Here is a 17,160-nt window from a genome sequence, read left to right as displayed (position 1 = left end):
ATACAGGGAGCACGCGAGGTCGGTGCAGATGTACATGCCGAACGAGTTGCCGTCCCGGCCGGCCGGCCGGCGTTCGAGGTTGCCGGTGTCCGCTCGGCGGTCAGATGCCCAGTCGAGCGGCGAGGCCGTCGAGGATGCAGTCGAGGGCGGTCTCGAATTGGCGGCGCGGGTCGTCCTTGTGCCGGGCGGTGCCGAGGTAGTCGTGGAAGGCGGGGTAGCGGCCCGTCTTCATCAGGTAGGTCATCTCCGGGGCCAACTGCGTGCGCAGCGCGTGGACATCGGCCGCACCCCGAACCTCCATCAGCCGCAGGGTGGCCACCTCGGCGGCGGTGCGGCCCTGGACGTACGCGCCGACCGCGTCCACCGCGACCATCGCGTCGTCCGGCGACAGGTCGAGTTCGGCGAGCGCGGCCATCCCCCACTCGACCGCCGCCAGCCGGTTCGGGGTGAGTGAGATCGCCGCGCGGGCCGACGGCAACTGCACCAGCCACGGGTGCCGCAGCACGACGTCGCGGGTATCCGTGGCCAACCCGCGCAGCGTCGCGCGCCACCCCGCGCCGGCTTCGGGCGCGGTCAACTCGCCGTAGACCCGATCGACCATCAGCTCCAACAGGTCGTCCTTGCCCGACACGTACCGATACGCGGCCATCGGCGCGACACCCAACTCGGTCGCCAGCCGCCGCATCGTCACCGCCTCGATGCCCTCGGCGTCGGCGACGCCGACCGCGACCTCGGCGATGCGATCCGGGCTGAGCACGGCGCGCGGAGCCGGCGGCGGGTTCTCCAGCCGTTCCCACAGCGAGACGCGCGGCTCGCCGCCCGCGCCGGCGGCGTCCGGTCGCGCCTCGGCCGACGACGACTTCTTCTGCTGGCCGGCCATGACGGTCCTCCGGGGGCTGCGCCGCAACGATGTGTACAACGTATCAAGAGTAGACGACGTACACCTGTCTGTGTACGTTGTATCCCGCCGGATACGTTGTACACATCCCATCGAGGAGCACCCATGCCCGCCACCACTCCCCTGCGCCTCGTGATCCTCGTCGGCAGCACCCGGGAGGGCCGCTTCGCGCCCACCGTCGCCGCCTGGATCCGGGCCCGGGCCGCCGAGCACTCCGACCTCACCGTGGACGTGGTCGACCCGGTCGAGACCCCGCTGCCCACCGTCTTCCCGGCCTTCGGGCAGCCGCCCGCGCCCAACACCGCCGAGTTGCTCGCGAAGGTGTCGCCCCGGCTGGCCGCCGCCGACGCGTTCGTGATCGTCACACCGGAGTACAACCACAGCTTCCCGGCCGCGCTGAAGAACGCGATCGACTGGCACAACCCGGAATGGCACGCCAAGCCGGTCGGCTTCGTGTCCTACGGCGGGCTGTCCGGCGGGCTCCGCGCGGTCGAGCAACTGCGGGTCGTACTGGCCGAGTTGCACGCGGTCACCGTCCGGGACACGGTCAGCTTCCACGGGCACTGGGACAGGTTCGACGCGGCGGGCGACGCGATCGACCCCGCCGCGAACGCCGCCGCGAAGACCATGCTCGACCAGCTCGTGTGGTGGGCGCACGCATTGCGCGAGGCCAAGGCCGTCCGTCCGTACGCGGCCTGACCTCGCGCCCGCACCGTCGAACCCGACCGAACCCACCACGGGGGCAACGCCATGCCACAGGAAACCGACACCCCGCCCGGCAGGATCCCCTTCGCCGTCCTCGGCCCGATCCTGGGCATGTTCCTGGGCATGCTCGACGGCACCATCGTGGGCACCGCGTTGCCCACCATCGTGGGTGACCTGGGCGGCCTGGAGCACCTGTCCTGGGTGGTGACCGCGTACCTGCTCGCCGCCGCCGTGACCACCCCGATCTGGGGCAAGGTCGGCGACCTGTACGGCCGCAAGGGCGCGTACCTGGCCGCGATCGGGCTGTTCCTGGTCGGCTCCGTGCTCTCCGGCCTGGCCCGGGACATGAACGAGCTGATCGCCTTCCGCGCCGTCCAGGGGCTGGGCGCGGGCGGGCTGATGGTCGGCGCGTTCGCGCTGATCGGCACGCTGGTGCCGCCCCGCGACAGTGGTCGGGTGCAGGCGCTGTTCGGCGCGGTCATGCCGATCGCGCTGGTCGGCGGGCCGCTGCTCGGCGGCTTCCTCACCGATCACCTGAACTGGCGCTGGGCCTTCTACGTCAACGTGCCGTTCGGCCTGCTCGCGCTGGCCATCGTCGGCGTCGGCATCCGCCTCGACACCGTGCGGATCAAGGCCCGGATCGACTACGCCGGCGCCGCGCTGCTCACCATCGCGATCGTCGCGCTGACCCTGCTCGCCGGCTGGGCGGGCACCACCTACGCGTGGACCTCCCCGCAGATCCTGGGACTGGCCGGGCTCGCCGCCCTCGCCTTCGCCGGCTTCGTCCCGGTCGAGCGGCGCGCGGCCGAACCGATCATCCCGCCCCGGCTGTTCGCCGACCGCAACTTCGCCCTCGCCCAGGTGCTGAGCTTCCTGGTCGGCGCGGTGATGATCACGGCCACCAACTACCTGCCGCAGTACATGCAGTTCGTCCGGGACGCCTCGCCCACCGCGGGCGGCCTGCTGCTCCTGCCGCTGATGCTGGGCATGCTCGGCGTCCAGGTCACCGTCGGCCGGCTGATCACTCGTACCGGCCGCTATCGGGTGTATCCCATCGCGGGCGGCGCGGTGATGATCGCCGGGGCACTCGTACTGCTCGGCCTGGGTGTGCACACCCCCACGGCCGCGGCCTCGGCGCTGACCCTGGTGATCGGGATCGGCGTGGGGTTGGTGATGCAGAGCACCATGGTGCTCACCATGAACAGCGCCGACCCCCGCGACCTGGGCGCGGCGAGCGGCACCGCGACGCTGACCCGCACGATCGGCGGCTCGCTCGGCGTCGCGCTGCTGGGCGCGGTATACGCCCACCGCCTCCAGGGCAGCCTGGGCCCGGACCGGGACGGGACCGGCCCGACCCCGGCCATGTTGCGCGAATTGCCCACCGCCGCCCGGGACGCCTTCCGCACGGCGGTCGCCGGCGGCCTGCACGGCGTGGTGATCGGGCTGGCGGTGTTGTCCGCACTCGCGTTCGCGTTGTCCTGGTTCGTCCGCGAGGTCCCGCTGCGCTCGGCGGCCGAGGCAGCGGGCGGGGCCGCCACGAAGAACCCCGTCGCGACACCCGCCGGGGCACCGACCGGCGCGAACTAAGCTTCCGGGCGTGGACACCCCAGAACGTACTTCTCCCTGGTCACCCGGCAGCGCCACCGGGGTCGGTTCCATGCCGGGCGAGGACATCCGCGAGACGGTCCGGATGGTGCTCGGCCTGCTGACCGACCTGCCGCACCTGCCCGAGTTGCCCGCGCGTGGGCCGGGCGCCGACCTGACCGGGCGCTCGGCCGGGATGCTGGTCGACCTCTACACCGACGTACAGCCCTCCGGGTGGCGCTTCGTGGACCGCCCCGGGCGCGACCACCGCCGGGCCCGCTCGTACCTGGGCCAGGACCTGGACGCGCTGGAGGAGTTCACCCAGGGCTGGACCGGTCCGCTCAAGATCCAGGTCGCGGGCCCGTGGACGCTCGCCGCCACCATCGAACTGACCTACGGCGACAAGGCGTTGGCGGACCCGGGCGCATGCCGGGACCTGGCCGTGTCGCTCGCCGAGGGCATCCGGTTGCACGTGTCCGAGGTGGCCCGCCGGATCCCCGGCGCCGACCTGGTGCTGCAACTGGACGAGCCCGCGCTGCCCGGCGTGATCGCCGGCGACGTGCCGACCGCGAGCGGGTTCGGCCGGTTGCGCGCGGTGGACAAGGCGGTGGTCCGGGACACGCTGCGCGATGTGATCGCGGGTGCGGGCGTCCCGACGATCGTGCACTGCTGCGCCCCCGGCACGCCGATCACGCTGCTGCGTCAGGCCGGCGCGGCGGGCGTCTCGCTCGACGTCTCGCTGTTGCAGCGATCCCAGGACGAATCGATCGGCGAGGCGGTCGAGGCCGGCTTCCGGCTCTTCGCCGGGGTGGTCCCCAGCCTGGCCCCGGAGAGCGACGCGTCCGAGGTCAAGCCCGGTGTGGGGTCGCGCCCACTGTCCGACCCGCCCGGTACCGTCAGGTCTGTCGGAACGTTGTGGAACAGGCTCGGTTTCCCGCCGGAGTCCCTGGCCGAAGCCGTCGTGGTGACCCCCACGTGTGGCCTCGCCGGTGCCTCTCCGGCGCATGCCCGAGCCGCCCTGTCCCACGGCGTGGCTGCCGGCCGGGTGCTTCGGGACGACCCCGAAGGCGCCATGTAGCGACCCGCGGCGCGCCAGGTGCCGCGGCCGCGACCCATTCGAACTGGTGGCGCTGGAGGGCGACGACGTGGCTGGTGCGACGACCGGAGTGGACGAGATCCCGGCCGAGGTGCGCGAACGCGCCGCGACGCTCGCCCGCGAGCTGGAGGAGCACCGCTTCCGCTACTACGTGAAGGACGCGCCGGTCGTCAGCGACGGCGAGTTCGACGCGCTGATGCGGGAGCTGGAGGCGATCGAGGAGCGGTATCCGGCGCTGCGCACGCCGGATTCGCCGACCCAGAAGGTGGGCGGCACGTATTCGACCGACTTCACCTCGGTGGACCACCTGGAGCGCCTGCTCAGCCTCGACAACGCGATGAACGAGGAGGAGCTCGACGAGTGGGACGACCGGCTCACCAAGGAGTTGGGGACCGGGTCGTTCCACTATTTGTGCGAGCTGAAGATCGACGGGTTGGCGATCAACCTGCTGTACGAGAACGGCCGGTTGGTTCGGGCGTTGACGCGCGGAGACGGCCGGACCGGCGAGGATGTCACGCCGAACATCCGTACGATCGCCGAGATCCCGACCCGGTTGCGGGACGACGGCGGCCACGACGTACCCGAACTGGTCGAGATCCGGGGTGAGGTCTTCTTCCCGATCGAGAAGTTCGACGAGTTGAACGCGCGGCTGGTCGAGGCCGGCGAGAAGCCGTTCGCCAACCCGCGCAACGCCGCCGCCGGATCGTTGCGGCAGAAGGACCCGCGGGTCACCGCGTCCCGCCCGCTGCACATGATCGTGCACGGCATCGGTGCCCGGCGGGGCTTCGACATCGACTGCCAGTCGCACGCGTACGAGCGTCTGCACGCGTGGGGGCTGCCGACCGCGCAGCACAACAAGGTGGTCGACACGATCGACGAGGTGAAGGAGTTCGTCCGGTACTACGGCGAGCACCGCAACTCGGTCGAGCACGAGATCGACGGCATCGTGATCAAGGTCGACGAGATCCCGATCCAGGGCCGGCTCGGCGCGACCTCGAAGGCGCCTCGGTGGGCGATCGCGTTCAAGTACCCGCCGCAGGAGGTCAACACCAAGCTGCTGGACATCGAGGTGGGCGTCGGGCGGACCGGGCGGGTCACGCCGTACGCGGTGATGGAGCCGGTGACGGTGGCGGGGTCGGTGGTGGCTCGCGCGACGCTGCACAACCAGCAGGTGGTCAAGGCCAAGGGTGTGCTGATCGGCGACACGATCGTGCTGCGCAAGGCGGGCGACGTGATCCCGGAGATCCTGGGTCCGGTGGCCGACCTGCGCGACGGCAGCGAGCGCGCGTTCGAGATGCCGGCCGCGTGCCCCGAGTGCGGGTCCGAACTGCGCGCGATGAAGGAGGGCGACATCGACCTGCGCTGTCCGAACGCGCGGTCGTGCCCCGCCCAGTTGCGCGAGCGGATCTTCTACCTCGCGGGCCGCAAGGCGTTCGACATCGAGGCACTCGGCTACGAGACCGCGGTCGCGCTGACCCACCCGGCCGCCGGTCCGTCCGTACTCGACACCGAGGCCGATCTGTTCGACCTGACGGCCGAACAACTGCGCGACGTGCAGATGTTGCGCAAGGTCAATCGCAAGGGTGCGGCCGAGGACGAGAAGGAACTCGTTCCCTACTTCTGGTCGAAGGCCACGTACGACAAGGAGGGCAACGTCAAGAAGCCCTCCGAGCCGAAGGCCAACACCGTCAAGCTGATCGAACAACTGGCGAAGGCCAGGACCCAACCGCTGTGGCGGGTGCTCACCGCGTTGTGCATCCGACACGTCAGCGACACCACCGCCCGGGCCATCACGAGCGGCTTCCACGACCTCGACCGTCTCGCGGCGGCGTCCGAGGAGGAGATCGCCGCGGTCGACGGCGTCGGTCCGATCATCGCCAAGGCGGTGGCCGAGTGGTTCGCCGAGGACTGGCATCGCGAGATCATCGAGAAGTGGCGCGCGGCGGGTGTGCGGCTCGCCGAAGAGGGCTCGGACGAGGAGAAGCCGCCCGGCCCGCTTGACGGAATTGTGACGGTCGTCACCGGGACTCTCACCGGTTTCACCCGGGACAGCTCCAAGGAGGCCCTGGAGGAACGCGGCGCCAAAGTGACAGGCTCGGTCTCGAAGAAGACCGACTTCGTCGTGGTCGGCGACAATCCGGGCTCCAAATACGACAAGGCCGTGCAACTCGGGCTGCCGATCCTCGACGACGAGGGCTTTGCGGTACTCCTGAACGAGGGCGCCGAGGCGGCCCGTGCGTGGGTGGCCGAGCGCGCCGGCTGATTCCCCTCCCCCGCACCGCCGGAACGACCTACCCTGAGCGGGAGCTTGCCCACCCGGCGGGCTCGGTGCCCCACAGGCGTACCCGTCCCGGCGCCCGGGATGCCGCCCGACGAGGCCGCAGGGAGCAGGCGCATGGGTCGGATCGGCAGGACTGACCTGTCGCGACTGGCACGACCGCGGGCATTCTTCATCCACACCGGGATCGTGGCGTTACTGGGCCTGTGCGCGCTCGTCGTGCCGCCCACGCTCGCCGTGGCCGACGGTCGGTGTCCCATCCCGCTGACACCCGGCGTGTGGATCATGCTCGCGCTGGTGTCGATCGACGGCGGGTACACCGCGCTCACGCGCCGGGGGTTGTACGTCCCCGGCGCGATGCCGTCGATCGCCATCACGTTCGGCCTGTTGCTCGTGCACGGGTGGCAGATCGCGGCGCTGTGGCAGGCCGTGCCGATCCTGGTGTCCGGCCTGCTCAGACGTGATTCGTGGTGGCGGATCGGCTACACGATCGGCCACTACGTACTCTCCTTCATCGCCGCCGACCTGGTGCTGGGGTTGTTCGGCATCGACCCGGGCCCGGACGAGACACGGGCGCTGCACGTGGCGGACTTCCCCGTGGTCGCGCTCGCCGGGCTCGCGATGTCGGCGGTGTCGCAGATCTCCGGGTGGTTCGTCCGGGCCAGTTGGCGGGGCACGAGTGTGCTCGCGCTGGCCCGCGCCGAGATGCGCGCCCGGGCGGTCTCGCACGGCGCGCTGATCGGGCTGTCCCCGGTGATCGCCGTGGTCGCCGCCGAAGAGCCTTGGCTGCTCCCGCTGTTCGTGGTCCCGCTGCACACGCTGTACCAGAGCACGATGGTGCGCTTCGACCGCGAGCAGGAGTCGCGGCACGACGCGCTGACCGGACTGCCGAATCGGCGGCTGCTGTTGGAGCGCGGCGAGGAGGCACTCGGGCGGGCCGGCGGGCGCGGTGGGCGGGTCGCCCTCCTGCTGCTCGACCTGCACCGCTTCCACGAGGTCAACGACACACTCGGACATGTCGCCGGCGACCGGCTGTTACAGCAGGTCGGCGCGCGCCTGGAGACGCTGGTCCGCCCCGGCGACACGGTGGCCCGCCTCGGCGGGGACGAATTCGCCCTGTTGCTGCCGGGGTTGGACATGGGCACGGACCGACAGACCGCGCAGGAGGTGGTCCTGGGCCTCGCGCATCGCATCGTGGACCGGATCGGCGAGCCGTTCGACCTGGACGAGTTGACCCTGGACGTGGAGGCCAGCGTCGGTGTGGCGATCTTCCCCGATCACGCCTCGGACGTGCTCGGACTGCTGCAATACGCCGACGTGGCCATGTACTTGGCCAAACGCTCGCGCAGCGGCGTGGAGTTGTACGACGACTCGCGTGACGTGAACACCCGGGACAAGCTGCTGCTGCTCGGTGATCTGCGCCGGGCGTTGGACAATCACGAGGTCGAGCTGCATTACCAGCCGAAAATTCGGCTCGCGGACGGTCGGGTGGACGGCTGCGAGGCGCTCGTGCGCTGGCGCCATCCGACCCGGGGGCAGGTCTCCCCCGAGGAGTTCGTGCTTTTGGCCGAACAGACCGGGCTGATGCCCCGACTCACCCGCTACGTGGTGGACGTCGCGCTGGACCAGGTGGCGCGCTGGCATGTGGAGGGCATCGACGTCCCTGTCGCGGTGAACATCTCCGCCCGGGACATCCACGTCCCCTCCTTCGCCGACTCGGTGGCCGCCGGCCTGCGCGAACACGACGTCGCGGCGGGCGCGTTGCAGTTGGAGATCACCGAACGGGTGCTCCTCGAAGAGCCGCAACGGGCCGCCGAATCGCTGGAGGCGCTGCGCCGGTTGGGCGTGCGGCTGTCCCTGGACGACTTCGGTACGGGCTATTCCTCGCTCGTGCATCTGCGGCACATCCCGGTCAGCGAGATCAAGATCGACCGCTCGTTCGTGGCCCGGTTGACCATGAACGAGGAGGACGCCGCGATCGTCTGCTCGATCGTGCAACTGGCCCACTCCCTGGGCCTGCGCGTGGTCGCCGAGGGCGTCGAGGACGAGGCCACCTACCAACGCCTGCGCGAACTCGGCTGCGACGCGGCCCAGGGCTGGCTGATGTCCAAGGCCCTCCCCAGCGCCGAGGCCACCGCCTGGCTCCTCCGCCACGGCGCCGGCGCCCACGCGACCCCGGCGGTGCCCACGGAGATCCTCAACCACCGCCGGGCCGACGTCGGGTGAAGCCGGGCGCCGGCAGCCCCGGTGGGGACGGGGCGGCCGGCGCTGCGGGGTGTTCGTTACGCCTCGGGTTCCGGTCGGTCGTCGAGGAAGGCGCGCAGTTCGAGTTCCGCCGCCACGGAGTCCGCGAGCCAGGTCAGCCGGGCGTCCTCGGCGGCGAGGCCGTGCCGGGCCGTGTCGCACCAGTCGTGCCGGTCGAGGAGTGCGAGGCAGGAGGCTCGGATCTGCTGCCAACGCAGCTCGAATTCGGGCCGTTCGGGCTTCTCCTTGGTCAGGTAGTGGGCGATCGTCGCGGCGACGAAGTAGTGCCGGGCCGCCGGCTCGACGCGTTCGAGGTGTCGGACGTACGCCTCCAGCACGGGGGCGCTGTGTGGGTAGTGGCGCAGGGTCTCGCCCATGCCTTCGGAGTAGGTCATCGTGTGCAGGATCAGGGTCGCCTGGTCGAACAGTTCGGCATCGTTCCCGAAGTCCGCGACGGCTTCGTGCAGCCTGGCGACGTGTGCGACCCGGCCGGCGAAGTAGGCGTTGAGAAAGTCACCGTCGGCGGCGCGGCGCAGCAACCAGGGCCGGACGGCGGGGTGTTCGTCGGTGAGCCGACACAGGGACTCCACCACGTAGACCCGGCCCCATCCGGTGACCCGTTCGGCCAGCCAGATCAGTGCGGTCGCCCCGTCGGGCAGGCGTTCGAGGGCATGAGCCGCGAGCGGACCGAACGTGAGGGAGAGCAGTCCGATGGTCTGGATCAGCGGGATGTCGTCCGCCGTGCCGACTTCGGCGAGCAGGGCAAGCCCGATGGTGACCGGGTCGGTATCGGTCCCGTGCCGCACCAACCACCGGCCGGCCTCGCGGCTCCGGCTCTCCCCGGCCCTGCGGGCGGCGGCGGCGATGTTGTCGTTGTGGTGGATCGGGATGTAGAGGCCGTGGAAGCGGTCGGCCAACAGCTTCGGCGACGCGTTCGGATCCGCGAAGTGTTCGTCGAGGATTCGGGCGACGTCGGTCCCCACGAGGGTCCGGTCTCGTGGCGCTTCAGGAGATGCTTCCCGCTGTCGCCGTTCCGCGTCGGGATACGGCTGGCCTTCACGTGGAAGGGGCTGGTCCGGCGTCTGTTGATGGAGCCGGAGCGCATGGCTGAACAGCGTGATGGGGGTGCCGGGCAGTCCAGTCCCGGGCGTCTCGCTCACAGGCGGACGGAGGACTCGATTCTGGAGATCATGCGCCCGATCTTGCCACACCCGCGCGGTGAAGGAGCCTGATGATCCGTCAGGCCGCGTGCAGGGTGGTCAGCAGGGCGGACCACGCAGCGGGGGCGATGGTGAGGTGTCCGAGGGTGGGGGTCTTGCTGTCTCGGACGGGGACGCCGGCGAGGACGGAGGCAACCTCGACGCAGTTGCCACCGTTGTTGCTGCTGTGACTGCTCTTTCGCCAACGGTGAGGCGTGGGACCGGTCATGGGCTCACGGGGTCCTTTCGTGGACGATCCGGGCTCCGTCATCCGGAAGTGGGCGGCGGAACCCGGGAGTTGGTCAGGCTGCGTGCAGGGTCGCCAGCAGGGCCGACCACGCGGCGGGGGCAATGGTGAGGTGGCCGAGGGCGGGGGCCTTGCTGTCGCGGACGGGGACGGCGGCGAAGCCGTCGGCAACCTCGACACAGTCACCGCCGTTGTCACTGCTGTGACTGCTCTTTCGCCAACGGTGGGACGTGGGGCCAGTCATGGGCTCATGGGGTCCTTTCGTGGACGATCCGGGCTCCGCCGCCCGGAAGTAGGCGGCGGAGCACGGGGGTTCATCGGGTCGCGTGCAAGGCGGTCAGCAGGACGGACCAGGCGGCGGGGGCAATGGTGAGATGGCCGAGCGCGGGGGCCTTGCTGTCGCGGACGGGGACGGCGGCGAGGGTGGTGGCAACCTCGACACAGTCACCGCCGTTGTTGGTGCTGTAACTGCTCTTCCGCCAACGGTGGGGCATTGTTGCGTTTGTGATCATGGGCTCACAGTTCCTTCAGCACGGAAGCGATCAGGTCGATTGACCGCGTGGGCGAAAGGGCCTCGGCAACCAGCAGATCGTAGACGCGCCGAGCCGCCTTCACATCCACCGGAGCTGCCAGGATCTGGCCCTGCAGAAATCCATCCACGTAGACCACGTCTGGTCCTTCATCCAGCGTAAGCGCTGTGAACGGCCCGCCAACCCCTGCGTGACCCCCCGATTCGTATGAAAGCACCTGGATCACGAAGCGAGGTTGCTCGGCCAACTCAAGCACTCGTTCGAGCTGTTCTCGCACCACGTCACGCCCGCCCCAAACACGGCGCAAGACGTTCTCGTCGAATACAGCGCGGAACTCGGGAGGCTCCTCGCGTTCGAGAGTGCGCTGGCGTTGCAAACGAGCACTGACCTGCTCATCCAGGTCGTTCAGGTCAAGACGTCCAGCCGCCAGCACAGCGCGGGCGTACCGCTCCGTCTGAAGCAACCCGGGCACGACCTGCACCTGAAACGACTTGATGATCGACGCGGCCTCTTCGAGTTCGACGAACGGCCTGAACCACGCCGGATATGCATACCGGATCACCAACGGCCACAGTCGCTGGAACCGGTCGCCCGTGCCGAAGAGTTCGTCGGCCAGCTTCGAGAGGGCTTCCGTCGGCAGGCGCTTTGCCGACTCGATCTTGTTGAGCAGCGATGGGGCCATCCAGGCTCGTTTGGCCATCGCGCGTTGGGTCATCCTGAGCTTTTCGCGCTCGCGCCGGAACTCGGTCGCATAGAACGTGAGTACGGACGCCGAGGGGTCCAGTTCGGTGGCTGCGGACACATTGCCCCCAGAAATCGTTGAAAGCGAACGAAGTCAACCCCGGCCCCTGTCGATCGTAGGCCCTGGTGATCACTCTTGGCATACAAACAACTGCATTGAGCTGTATGTCAACGAAAGGCACCTTGTCATGAACCACCCGCTCCGGAAGCCCACCGGCTCGCATCTCGCCGACGCGGACGCGGAATCGATCCCCGAGCCGCCCGGCAGCGGCATCACCATCGCCGTGTACCGGGTCGGCCCGGAAGGGGTCAGCGTCGTCGTACCGCCGGAGCGGCACAAGCGGTCCTCGCGCGATCCGTGGCCCGTCCCGGACCCGCCGTGCACCTGCTCGGCGAACTGTCCGATGGGGTGAACTCCCCTACGCCGGGATTCCCTTCACCACAGGGCCCTTCGCCCCCCGTCCGGCCATGGGGCGGCGGCGGACCCGCGCGGATCGGGCGTCGACGGGCGGCCGAGGAGGCGCGGGCGGGGTCGGGTCGCGGTGGTCGCGGCCCGGCCCTGGGCAACGACCGGCAGGTTCGCACCCTGCACGACTGCCACTTCGGGTGATTTCGTGTGAAGGCCCCCACCGGGGGCGAGAATTGTGCCGGGCCGGTCGCCGGTGCGTTCGGGCTCGTCTTCGGCTCCGAGCTGTCGTCCTTGTCCCTTGTCGGGATCGCCGTCACCTCGCTCGTGATCCCGGACCCGGGCTCCAAGGACGCGGCCGACCGGTCCGCAACGCCACACCCCCATCGGGAGCAACTGCCCCGGGACCGAGCCCCATCGCGGTCCCCCGGCCGGCGAAGGGGATCACACCGCACGGCCCCATCGAAACCGAGGCCGCACGATGCCTCACCGACAACAAGGACGTTGAGACGAGATGCAGGTGATCCGAGCGGCGCGGGCCTTCGACGGCGAGCGCATCGTGAACGGGCCGGTAGCGGTGTTCGTGGCCCAAGGACGCATCGTCGGCCTGGAGCCGGCTGGGGCTCCCGTGCCGGACGGCTGGCAGGTGGTCGAGCATCCGGGGGCGACCGTGCTCCCGGGCCTGTTCGATCTGCACAGCCACCTCGGCGGGGACGGCCTGGACGGCGCACTCGACCGACTGCCCGACTACTCCCCCGACCGGCTCGACGCCGTGATCACCGACTCGCTGCGGCGGCAACTGGCCGTCGGCGTAACCGTGGTGCGCGATCTCGGCGATCGCGACTGGTCGGTGCTGCGGCGGCGCGATCGGGCCGCGGACGGCACGCCCGCGCCGAGGATTCTGGCCGCCGGGCCGCCGATCACCAGCGTCGGGGGGCATTGCTGGCGGCTCGGCGGTGAGGCGGCGGGTCCCGATGGGCTGCGTGCGGCCGTTCGGGAGCGGGCCGAGCGCGGTGCGGACGTGGTCAAGGTGATGGGCAGCGGGGGCACGATGACCCCGGGTACCGATGTGATGCGCTGTCAGTTCACCCTGGCCGAGCTGCGCCTGATCGTGGACGAGGCGCACGCCGCCGGGCTGCCGGTGACCGTGCACGCACACGGCCTGTCCGCCGTCGAACAGGCTCTCGACGCGGACGCCGACGGCATCGAGCACTTCACCTGCCTGACCGACCGGGGCGTGCGGATCTCCGACGACCTGCTGCACCGACTCGCGGTACGGCGGATCGCCGTGTGTCCCACGCTCGGAACGAACCCCGACGTGGTCCCGCCGCCGGCGGTCCGCGAGATGCTGGAGCGCATCGGGGCGACCCCGGAGGTCCGGTTCGGCCACGTGGCTCGCGCGCACCGGGCCGGGGTCCGCATCGTCTCCGGAGCCGACTCGGGGATCAGCTCGGGCAAGCCGCACGGGAACCTGCCGACGGCAATCGCCGATCTGGTCGCCGGTGGCGTCGCGGCGGCCGAGGCCATCGCCTCGGCCACCTCCGTCGCCGCCGATGCGACCGGGCTGGGCGACCGCAAGGGCCGACTCCGCGCGGGCCACGACGCCGACCTGCTGTTGTGCGCGGGCAATCCGCTCGACCGCATCGAGGCGCTCACCGCCGTCACGGCGGTCATGGTCGGCGGCGTCTGGGCGGATCTCGCCTGACGCCGCCGCGACGGCGGATCAGCTCGGCGCGTGCGTCGGGCGCGGCGGGATCGGCCCGGGTGCGATCGGCGGCCTGCGGGTGCCGCGACGTCGCCGCCATGCCAGGCCCGCGACGAGCAGCACGACGAGCGCGCCGAGCACCGAGAGGAGCCAGACCGGGATCCCGGCCACCTTCAGCAACTCGTCCCGGTAGGTGGCTCGTTGATAGCCCTTGTCGTGGGCGGCGACGAGCAGTTCGTGATCGTCGGTGATGGTGGCGGGGGTCGGGAAGTCCTGGTCGAGCGCGGTCAGGAAGGCCGGCTTGCCATCGATCGGGGCCAACCCGACCGGTATCCCGGTCGATCCACCGCTGCCGGGGCGACCTGCGTACAACACCTGCGGAGCCCTGCCGCCGATGTCCGAGCGCGGCTCCATGCGGTGCGCGGCGACCACGTACAGCCGCAAGTGTTGAGGCACCTTGGCCAGTTGGGACAGGCGCATCGGGTAGACCAGTCGATCCGAGGCGAAACTCAGGTGCAGCGGATCCAGCGCGCCGCGCAGGGTCGCCGGCCGGCCGGTGCCGCCGGCGGGCGCCTCGGGCGCGAGCCGGATCGCCACGTACTCCCAGCGCTGCCGCACGTACGGCTCCAGCGCGGTCGCGAGCGCGGCGGGCAACTGGAAGCCGTTCTGCGTGAGCCAACTCCCCAACGCCTTCGGGTCGTCGGCCGCGAGCCGCGCGACGTCGAACGGGCCCAACCGCTCGCGCCCGACCACCTCGACCCCGCCCGATCCCGGCGGGGCCGCCGCACGGGACGACCTGTCGCCCTTCGAGTCGTCGAAGGGCCATTCCCCCGACCTCGGCCAGAAGTGGTGCCGAACCCGCTCGACCGGCGCCACCACCCGCTCGAACTCGCCGAACTGCGCCCCGTTCCCGAGCGTCACGCTCGCCCGCGTCGGCACCGGCATGATCCACGCCGCCTGCTCCGCGTCCCCCGACACGGTCAGCCGCATGTCGATCTCCTCGGTACGCCCGTCCCAGCGCACCACCGACGTCTCCTGCCCGACCGCCAACGTCCGCCCACCGGCCGGCACGGCCGCCCCGCACCCGCAGGCCCACGCCGGCTGCGCCACCATCAACACCTGGATCGACACCACGGCCAACAACAACCGCAGTGCCCGATCCCACCAGGCCCCCCGCACACCCACCACGTCACCACTCCCCGTCGCAACACCGAACACCGTTGCGACGCGCCGCACACCGATCCGGTTCCGCCGACGCCCAACGCGGAGCGGAAGCACCGAGCCGCATTCGACAACCTTCGGATGACCACGATCAACTTTCGTTGCTCCCGCCCCCGCGCCCCGGCCGGCATCGTCGGTGACGCCCAGACAGCCCGCACGGCGTCGAAGGCGGTGCGGGCACGCCGTGCGGGCACGCATCGGCCCCCGGGTACCACCCCCGGCCCGGGGGCCGACCCCGCCATCGGCGAGGGTGGCCCCGGTGCCCCGTCCTCACTTCCCGCCGCAGACCCGCTCCCGCGTGGCGCTGTCGACGACCGCGGGCAAGCCGCCCTCGCCCACCTGCGGACTTGCCAACGTGCCCGGCGCGGGCGGCTTCTCGTCCAGGCGGAGATACACCTCCCGGCTCCACGGGCGATCCCCGGCACGGACGTGGACGGCGCCCCCCACCTCGTACGTCCGCACCGCTTCCCGTCCCTTCACGAACACGAAGGTGACCGGCTCGTCGTCGCTGCTGCGAGGCAGCCGTACCGATTCGCCGTACTGCCGCACCATGGTGTCCTCGGCGGCGCCCAGATGGACGGTGTCCCAGGCGAAGTCCGTCACATCCCGCAGCCGCAGCACCCCATCCCGACAGATGTCCCGCTGCGCCCGCTCCCGGAAGGAACGCTCGTCCTCCTGCCGAAACACCTCCGACACCAGGGACCGAAAACTCCCCGACGCCGCGTATAACCCGCCCACCAGCACAAACGGCGTAATCAGCACCCCGATCAGGCACCCGATGAGCGGCGACTTCCAATCCGCCGACTCCCCGACCTCTTCGCCCTCGTCGTCCGCTCCGATCTCGAATTCCGCGTCGTCCAGCTCCTCAGACATCGAACGACTCCGTCTTGCCTTTGCGATCCGCGTCCCAGGTGCGACCGGGTGGTACGTAGTCGCTGTAGGTAAGTTGCCCGTCGGCCCCGACCACCACGGTCTGCCCGTTGCGCACGGCGTGTTCCACCATGTCCGCCAGTTCCTCGGTCGACTTGCCGTTCGCTTCGACGGCGACCCGTCGACCGACCTCGTTGTTGAAGAGGTCCATCGACTCGGAGGTGCGCTTGAGTGGATCCGGGTCCGCGCCCATCTCGTGCGCCGTCGTGTACCGCGCGGTCCATTCCGGCCCGAAATTCCGGACCAACAACGCATTCCAGTAGGTGTGTCGAAACGCGTCGGCATGGCCTTCGAGCTCGCCCTGGCCGGGGAATCGCTTGCGGCACTCCTCCCACGCCTGATTGCCGATCAACATGTACAGGGCCCGCTCCTCGGTGGAGAGTTCAAGCAGCATGGCTTGCTCGGATGCGGGCCGCCGGTCGTTGAGATGGGGAATCCGACTCTCGATCGGGTTGGGCGCGAAATCGACCAACTCCTGGTCACCGACCTGGTATTGCGTGGCTATCTCGTTCAGCGGCACCCGCATGGTGCGTTCGAGCGCGTAGTCGGCCTCGACGGCCTTGGCTCGCGCCTCCGCGAGCAGCCGATTGAACTCCTGGGCCAGACCCGCGCGTTGTGCCATGTCGGCATCGGTCAGCCGGCCCGTCGGGCCGCAGTCGTAGGACTGCGGGATGAGCAGTTCCGGCCGCATGGCCGACTGCTCGACCAGGACGGGGTCCATCCCCAACTGCGCGGCGATCTCCAGACAACGACCGGCGGTCGCCTGGGCGGTGGCAAGCGCGTCGGCATAGCCGTACAGGGCCTGCACGATGACCCCGACGCGATCGGAGAGCTCGGTCAACCGGGCCCGCCGAACGCCCAGTTCGGCCCGGAGGCCCTCGGCGGCGGTGCCCTTCCAGGTGGCCGACGTCTGTTCCACGACTCGGCCCAGGGTCTCGTTGGCGCGGCCGGCGCCCATGCAGTTGAGCAGGAGGTTGCCGGCGGCGGTGCGCACGGACATCGGGTCGCCGGGGACCAGGGCCCGGACGTCGCTCACCGGTCCTCGAACATCGCGGCGATCCGGGATCGCGCGGGCGCGGGCGGGACCGCGAACGAATCCTTGTTCCGGATCTCCGTGGAGGTGTACTGCGCCGCGTTCGCCCCCAGCCCGCGGCGAGCGCCCTCGACCTGTTCGGCCACGGTCGCGTATGCCTTCGCCACGTACTCGAAGGCTCGTTCGGTGGTGGCGGCGGAGGTGGCCGAGTACGTGTCGGGATGCGGCATTCGCACCACCAGGTCACTGCTCGACCGTAACGCCCCCGCTGCTTCGCCCAGTTGCGCCCCGGCCTGGGTCAACTGCTCGGCGTCGACCTCGAAAGCTTGGGACATTCTTTCCT

At 70.5% G+C, this 17,160-nt stretch carries 17 protein-coding genes and 1 pseudogene; 7 read left to right on the top strand and 11 right to left on the bottom strand.

Features of this window, described 5'->3' with window-relative positions:
• Positions 1-63: pseudogene (locus ABZ374_RS31215) on the bottom strand (FBP domain-containing protein); the annotation flags it as partial.
• A gap of 37 nt (positions 64-100) precedes the next feature.
• Positions 101-880, bottom strand: a complete 780-nt coding sequence (locus ABZ374_RS31210; RefSeq protein WP_360317354.1) for a TetR/AcrR family transcriptional regulator — start codon at positions 878-880, stop codon at positions 101-103.
• A 123-nt stretch (positions 881-1,003) separates the two neighbouring features.
• Between ABZ374_RS31210 and ABZ374_RS31205 the strand changes: the two genes are divergently transcribed.
• The 5 genes from ABZ374_RS31205 (at position 1,004) to ABZ374_RS31185 (ending at position 8,787) form a co-directional block, all read left to right on the top strand.
• Positions 1,004-1,597 (top strand): NAD(P)H-dependent oxidoreductase, encoded by a 594-nt coding sequence (locus tag ABZ374_RS31205; protein WP_360317351.1) that lies wholly within the window; start codon positions 1,004-1,006, stop codon positions 1,595-1,597.
• Between the two features lie 51 nt (positions 1,598-1,648).
• Entirely contained in the window at positions 1,649-3,190 is a 1,542-nt protein-coding gene (locus ABZ374_RS31200) for an MDR family MFS transporter (RefSeq protein WP_360317349.1), read from the top strand.
• A 70-nt stretch (positions 3,191-3,260) separates the two neighbouring features.
• Positions 3,261-4,265, top strand: a complete 1,005-nt coding sequence (locus tag ABZ374_RS31195) for a methionine synthase (protein ID WP_360317362.1) — start codon at positions 3,261-3,263, stop codon at positions 4,263-4,265.
• A gap of 67 nt (positions 4,266-4,332) precedes the next feature.
• Positions 4,333-6,546, top strand: a complete 2,214-nt coding sequence (ligA, locus tag ABZ374_RS31190) for an NAD-dependent DNA ligase LigA (RefSeq protein WP_360317347.1) — start codon at positions 4,333-4,335, stop codon at positions 6,544-6,546.
• A gap of 204 nt (positions 6,547-6,750) precedes the next feature.
• Complete coding sequence (locus ABZ374_RS31185; protein ID WP_360317345.1) at positions 6,751-8,787, top strand: bifunctional diguanylate cyclase/phosphodiesterase; 2,037 nt, start codon at positions 6,751-6,753, stop codon at positions 8,785-8,787.
• Between the two features lie 56 nt (positions 8,788-8,843).
• On the opposite strand, the gene ABZ374_RS31180 is transcribed toward ABZ374_RS31185, so the two are convergent.
• The 5 genes from ABZ374_RS31180 to ABZ374_RS31160 form a co-directional block, all read right to left on the bottom strand.
• Positions 8,844-9,788 (bottom strand): hypothetical protein, encoded by a 945-nt coding sequence (locus ABZ374_RS31180; RefSeq protein ID WP_360317343.1) that lies wholly within the window; start codon positions 9,786-9,788, stop codon positions 8,844-8,846.
• Positions 9,789-10,044: 256 nt separating this feature from the next.
• Positions 10,045-10,233, bottom strand: a complete 189-nt coding sequence (locus tag ABZ374_RS31175) for a DUF397 domain-containing protein (RefSeq protein ID WP_360317341.1) — start codon at positions 10,231-10,233, stop codon at positions 10,045-10,047.
• Positions 10,234-10,306: 73 nt separating this feature from the next.
• Positions 10,307-10,495, bottom strand: coding sequence for a DUF397 domain-containing protein (locus tag ABZ374_RS31170; RefSeq protein ID WP_360317339.1), 189 nt, complete (start codon positions 10,493-10,495; stop codon positions 10,307-10,309).
• A gap of 70 nt (positions 10,496-10,565) precedes the next feature.
• Entirely contained in the window at positions 10,566-10,763 is a 198-nt protein-coding gene (locus ABZ374_RS31165) for a DUF397 domain-containing protein (RefSeq protein ID WP_360317336.1), read from the bottom strand.
• A 4-nt stretch (positions 10,764-10,767) separates the two neighbouring features.
• Positions 10,768-11,583 carry a Scr1 family TA system antitoxin-like transcriptional regulator gene (locus tag ABZ374_RS31160; RefSeq protein WP_360317333.1) on the bottom strand — a complete coding sequence of 272 codons (816 nt, stop codon included), beginning with the start codon at positions 11,581-11,583 and terminating at the stop codon, positions 10,768-10,770.
• A 127-nt stretch (positions 11,584-11,710) separates the two neighbouring features.
• On the opposite strand from ABZ374_RS31160, the gene ABZ374_RS31155 reads away from it, so the two are divergent.
• Positions 11,711-11,935 (top strand): hypothetical protein, encoded by a 225-nt coding sequence (locus ABZ374_RS31155; RefSeq protein WP_360317330.1) that lies wholly within the window; start codon positions 11,711-11,713, stop codon positions 11,933-11,935.
• 507 nt (positions 11,936-12,442) lie between these two features.
• Positions 12,443-13,633 carry an amidohydrolase family protein gene (locus ABZ374_RS31150; protein ID WP_360317327.1) on the top strand — a complete coding sequence of 397 codons (1,191 nt, stop codon included), beginning with the start codon at positions 12,443-12,445 and terminating at the stop codon, positions 13,631-13,633.
• 18 nt (positions 13,634-13,651) lie between these two features.
• Here ABZ374_RS31150 and ABZ374_RS31145 read toward each other — a convergent pair whose 3' ends face one another.
• The 4 genes from ABZ374_RS31145 to ABZ374_RS31130 form a co-directional block, all read right to left on the bottom strand.
• Positions 13,652-14,821, bottom strand: a complete 1,170-nt coding sequence (locus ABZ374_RS31145) for a DUF2330 domain-containing protein (RefSeq protein ID WP_360317325.1) — start codon at positions 14,819-14,821, stop codon at positions 13,652-13,654.
• A 303-nt stretch (positions 14,822-15,124) separates the two neighbouring features.
• Positions 15,125-15,727, bottom strand: a complete 603-nt coding sequence (locus ABZ374_RS31140; protein ID WP_360317322.1) for a hypothetical protein — start codon at positions 15,725-15,727, stop codon at positions 15,125-15,127.
• Complete coding sequence (locus tag ABZ374_RS31135) at positions 15,720-16,820, bottom strand: hypothetical protein (protein ID WP_360317319.1); 1,101 nt, start codon at positions 16,818-16,820, stop codon at positions 15,720-15,722. Before ABZ374_RS31135 ends, ABZ374_RS31140 begins: the two co-directional genes overlap by 8 nt.
• Entirely contained in the window at positions 16,817-17,152 is a 336-nt protein-coding gene (locus tag ABZ374_RS31130; RefSeq protein ID WP_360317316.1) for a hypothetical protein, read from the bottom strand. The genes ABZ374_RS31135 and ABZ374_RS31130 overlap by 4 nt, the downstream gene beginning before the upstream one ends.
• Positions 17,153-17,160 lie beyond the last annotated feature (8 nt).

The organism is Embleya sp. NPDC005971, assembly GCF_040629175.1.
GTDB lineage: Bacteria > Actinomycetota > Actinomycetes > Streptomycetales > Streptomycetaceae > Embleya.
The sequence above is the reverse complement of the archived record's forward strand: the minus strand, read 5'-3'. Positions and strand labels throughout refer to the sequence as shown.